Annotated in this window: 5 protein-coding genes; 3 read left to right on the forward strand and 2 right to left on the reverse strand. The window is 70.1% G+C overall.

What is annotated here, in order from left to right:
- Positions 1–531, reverse strand: a 531-nt coding sequence (locus V7E09_RS14580) for a hypothetical protein (RefSeq protein ID WP_324523617.1), incomplete at its 3' end; no start/stop codon positions are given.
- Positions 532–620: 89 nt separating this feature from the next.
- Between V7E09_RS14580 and V7E09_RS14585 the strand changes: the two genes are divergently transcribed.
- From V7E09_RS14585 to V7E09_RS14595, 3 genes are all read left to right on the forward strand, one after another.
- Positions 621–1,580: a Gfo/Idh/MocA family protein gene (locus V7E09_RS14585; protein WP_324511182.1), complete on the forward strand. Its 960-nt coding sequence runs from the start codon at positions 621–623 to the stop codon at positions 1,578–1,580.
- Between the two features lie 93 nt (positions 1,581–1,673).
- Complete coding sequence (locus V7E09_RS14590; RefSeq protein WP_324511183.1) at positions 1,674–2,198, forward strand: type IV toxin-antitoxin system AbiEi family antitoxin domain-containing protein; 525 nt, start codon at positions 1,674–1,676, stop codon at positions 2,196–2,198.
- A 4-nt stretch (positions 2,199–2,202) separates the two neighbouring features.
- A complete protein-coding gene (locus V7E09_RS14595) occupies positions 2,203–3,117 on the forward strand; it encodes a nucleotidyl transferase AbiEii/AbiGii toxin family protein (RefSeq protein WP_324523618.1) in 915 nt (304 codons plus the stop codon).
- 12 nt (positions 3,118–3,129) lie between these two features.
- Here the strand turns inward: V7E09_RS14595 and V7E09_RS14600 are convergent, their stop codons facing one another.
- Positions 3,130–3,903: a PIG-L family deacetylase gene (locus V7E09_RS14600; RefSeq protein WP_324523619.1), complete on the reverse strand. Its 774-nt coding sequence runs from the start codon at positions 3,901–3,903 to the stop codon at positions 3,130–3,132.
- Between the last annotated feature and the right edge of the window lie 471 nt (positions 3,904–4,374).

Consider the following 4,374-nt stretch of genomic DNA (forward strand, 5'->3'; position numbering starts at 1 on the left):
GACCAGGCCGACGAGGAAACCCACCCACCGCCACGCTGCGGCCAGCAATACGACGAGCGAGACGCACGCCGTCCCCCACGTCAGCGCCACCACGGCCAGCGCGGCGATGATGCCTGCCTGCATCGTCGTTCCCGCCACGCCGTGATCGGCGGCCAGGGGGAAGACGCGCGGGCCCTGGGTGCCCACCCACGCCAATTCCAGGTTGGCCGCGACCGTGCTGAGAGCGACCATGACCTGGGGAAACACCACCATGGAGACGCTCGCCACCGCAAAGGCGGGCACCCGTGCCCCGCCCGCGCGGACGTGCTCGGCGGCCGCGCGCCACAGCATCAGGACCTGGAGTTGGGTTGCGGTGAGGTAGACCGCCGCCGCAGCCGTGTTGGGCCACCACGAGCCTGCTGCGGGAGGTTCGAAGCTGAGTCGAGTGAAGGCGGCGACCGCCAGGTACAGCGCCAGCGGGAGCCACCACCGCCAGCCGCAACGGCCACCCAGCGCCGCAACGGCCTCTCGCGTCACGTCTCGTGCGCTCACGTTTCCTCCTGGGGGCGCGTGGCGACGACCCTACGCGACGCTGGCCCACAGCGCGATGATGGTGGGGACCACAACCGGGGAGGACTCACATGCTGCGCTTCGGCATCGTCGGCACGAACTTCATCAGCGACTGGTTCGCCGAGGCGGTGACGATCCGCTCGGACGCGACAGTTGCCGCGGTGTATTCGCGGACCGCCGAGTCCGGGGAGGAGTTCGCCCACCGTCACGGCATCCCCATGGCCACGACCAGATACGAGGCCCTCCTGGACGCCGTGGACGCGGTCTACCTCGCCAGCCCGATCATCGCCCATCACCCCCAGGCGCTCGCGGCGCTCGCCGCCGGGCGTCACGTGCTGGTCGAGAAGACCATGGCGGGATCGGCCGCCCAGATCGCCGAGATCCAGGACGCCGCCGCCGCGTCCGGGCTGATCGCGATGGAGGCGGTCCGCAGCCTGTACACGCCCGCATTCGCCGCGATCCGCGCCGGAGTCGACCGGCTGGGGGCGATCCGGCAGGCGTCCTTCAGCAAGCAGCAGTACTCCTCGCGCTACGACGCGTTCCGGACCGGGGAGGTGCTGCGGGCCTTCGACCCCGCCTTGGAGAACTCGGCGCTGGCCGACATCGGCGTCTACGCCCTGCAACCCGCCCTCGACCTGTTCGGCCTCTACCCCGACACCGCCACCGGGTCGTCGGTGCACCTGTCCAACGGTTTCGAAGCAGCGGGCACGCTGACCCTCGGCTACCCCGACGCCGTCGTGGACGTGACCTGGTCGAAGATCACCCAGGGCGTCGCCCCCAGCGTCGTCCTCGGCGAGGACGCGGCCCTGATCATCGACGACCTCGCCGAGACCGGTACGGTGACGCTCCGCCCCCGCCGCGGCGATCCCGAGACCCTGTTCGCCCAGACCCCGCCCACCGCGGGCGCGACGATGACCGGAGAAGTCGACGCGTTCCTCGCCCAGGTGAGCTCCGGCGTCCCGGATGCCCGCCGCGTCGAGCTGACCTTGGTCGCCCGGCAGCTGATGGACGCCCACCTGACCCGCTGCTGATCCCGACGCACATGGCCCTAAGCATCGCGGCTACTCTCAGATGTCGTGCCAAATGCGTACCATTACTAGTACCGTATAGGCCGAGGAGGGGCGATGGGATACCGCAGAGACCTGTGGGAGGTCGCAGCCACGCACCACGGCGTGGTGACCCTCGCCGACGCTGAGGACGCGGGCGTCCCCTCCGTCGAGGTCCGAAAGCTGTCCGGGCGCGGGGCCCTCCTCGCCCACGGGCAGGGCGTCTACACGCACCGAGACGTTCCCACCACACCACTCACTCAGCCGGCGACGGCCGTTGCACTAGCTGGTCCGGGCGCCTTCCTTCAACGAGAGTCGGTCTTCGCTCTGTTCGATCTTGGGCAGTTCAACCCACCTCACATCCGTGTGGGGACGCGACGTCGAGTCCGTCGCAGGCTCCCTCCCTGGCTAGAGCTGGAGAACCGTGCCGACATTGCCGACGCCGACCTCACGGTGCATGCAGGAATTGCGACAACGACCCTCCAGCGAGCCTTCCAGGACATGCGCGGTCGGATACCTCCTCACCGCTGGGAATCCCTCCTCGCTGAGGCTTCGCGTCGAGAGCTGATGGAGACGCACGAACCCTCTGAGGATAGGCGCTGACAAGGTGAACGTCCCTCCACCCCTCACCGTGACGCAACTCAACGCCCGGCTCGAGCAAGCCGCAGCACAGTGGGGCATTCCGGTCGCGCGGGCCCGGGTGATGCTGTGCACGCTGGTCGTGTCCCAGATGCTGCCGGACGCTGTGGCAGTCAAGGGTGGGATGGGCGTCAAGCTCCGCTTCGGGGAGCGAGGCACCCGCGCTACCTCCGACCTCGACGTCTCCACGCGCGCCCGCGGCGAGGATTTCGAAACGGCCTTCCGCTCCCGGCTAGCCACGGGATGGGGAACCGTCCCGCCCTCGAAAGGGGAGCTGCGCCGCGACGCGGAGGCCCCTCGCCGCGTCGCATTCACCGCCACGATGAGGACCGTCTGGGCTCACGACCCGGGGCTCACCCGCCCGGAATACGTCATGCACCCCTACCGGGTCTCGATCGCCTTCCTTGGCACCCCGTGGGGAGCACTCGACGTTGAGGTATCCGATCCCGAGGTCACGTCGTACGCACCCGCGATCAGTGAGATTGACGGCGATCTGATGCGGTTCGGAGCGATCTTCGGGTTTGGCGAGCTACATCCGGTCGCATTGGTCGACCTCGAGTATCAGATCGCCCAGAAACTCCACGCCGTCACCGATCCCGCCTATGAGCGGGCCCACGATCTCGTCGACCTGCAACTGCTCTGGAACGCAGACCCAAATCTCACGCGGCTCCGCGAACTGTGTGTCAGCACCTTCACGTGGCGTCGAGAACCTCCATGGCCGCCACTCCCGCTCCGCGCCATGGATGGCTGGGAACTCGCTTACGCGGACGCTCGGGCCGAGACGGAAGTCGACGGATACTCCCCCGTGCTGCCCACCATCTCCACGGCACGTGGATGGCTCAGCGAGCGCCTGAGGTCGCTGTCGGACGCGCCTCCGCTGTGACCGAAGCCCGGATCAGACGCGACGCAGGGTGAACCGCGTCGCGATGGGCTGGCGCTGACCTCCGACGTGGACGACCTCGTCGCCGTCGACGGTGAGCTGGGTGGCGTGGTGGGCCAGCGCGGCCTTCACCCGGTCGAGCAGCGCGGTGGCGTCGACGTGCTCGCCGGGGGCGTCCGAGTGGGAGGCCACCTCCCAGAACGGGATACCCAGGAGCCTGGACGCCTCGGTCACCGGGGTGTGGAGCGCGATGTGGTCGGGGTGCCCGTAGCCGCCGTGGTCGTCGTAGCTGACCAGCGCGTCGGCGCCTTGGTCGGTCGCGTAGGCGGCGATGTCGTGGGCGATCTCGGCGGGTTCGGCGCGGCTCAGGGCGTCCGGTCCGGCGTCGGGGCCCGGCCCGGCGAGGGTTTCTGCGTCGTCCAGCCAGACCATGCCGGAGTCGGTGTAGCGGCGCGGCGCCCGCCCTGCGGCCCGGGCGCCTGCGTCCCCGAGGAAGGCGCCGTGGCGCACCCCCAGCGTCCGCGCCGCCTCCTGGACCTCCGCGACCCGGTGCCGCGCCAGCGCCTCGGCCTGTTCCGCATCCAGCGGGACGCCCGGCACCGCTCCCGGGACGGCGAAACTGCCCGGGACGATCTCGCCCTGCTCGCCCCGCGTCGCGGTGAGGAGGAACACGTCGACGCCGTGCTCAGCGAGGGCGGCGATCAGACCGCCGGTCGCGAGCGTCTCGTCGTCGGGATGCGCGTGCACGAACAGGACGCGGCGAGCGCCCCCCAGCAGTTCCGGGCTCATGGCGTCCCACCCTAGGCCCACCGATCCCCCGGTGACTGAGCCCACCGCGCCGAGGACTGAGCTTCCACCCGCCGAGGACTGCGGCAAAGCCCGCCGAAGACTGGGGTTGTGGCCGCCGAGGACTGCGGTTTCCGACGCCGAGGACTGGGCTTGTGCTGTTCGACGACTGAAGCTCAGCCCCTGAGGGCTCCCGAGAAGACCTGGACGCCTCCCGCAGCTCGCGGTGCTGCGTCCGGCGGGCCTAGGACCGTCGCAGGACGCCACGGCCGCGCGCCGCGCTCGTGAATCCATCACCCGCAGGAACGTCCGGCAGGCGCCTCGGGCTGGGGCGTTGAGTCCTTGACGGACGCAGCCTCAGTCCTGGAGGGGTGGAAGCTCAGTCCTCGGCAAAGCGGGGCGAAGTCCTCGACGTCGGGAGCCTCAGTCCTCGGCGGACGCAGCCTCAGTCCTCGACGGACGCAGCCTCAGTCC

Source organism: Propioniciclava sp. (assembly GCF_036744435.1).
Lineage (GTDB): Bacteria > Actinomycetota > Actinomycetes > Propionibacteriales > Propionibacteriaceae > Propioniciclava.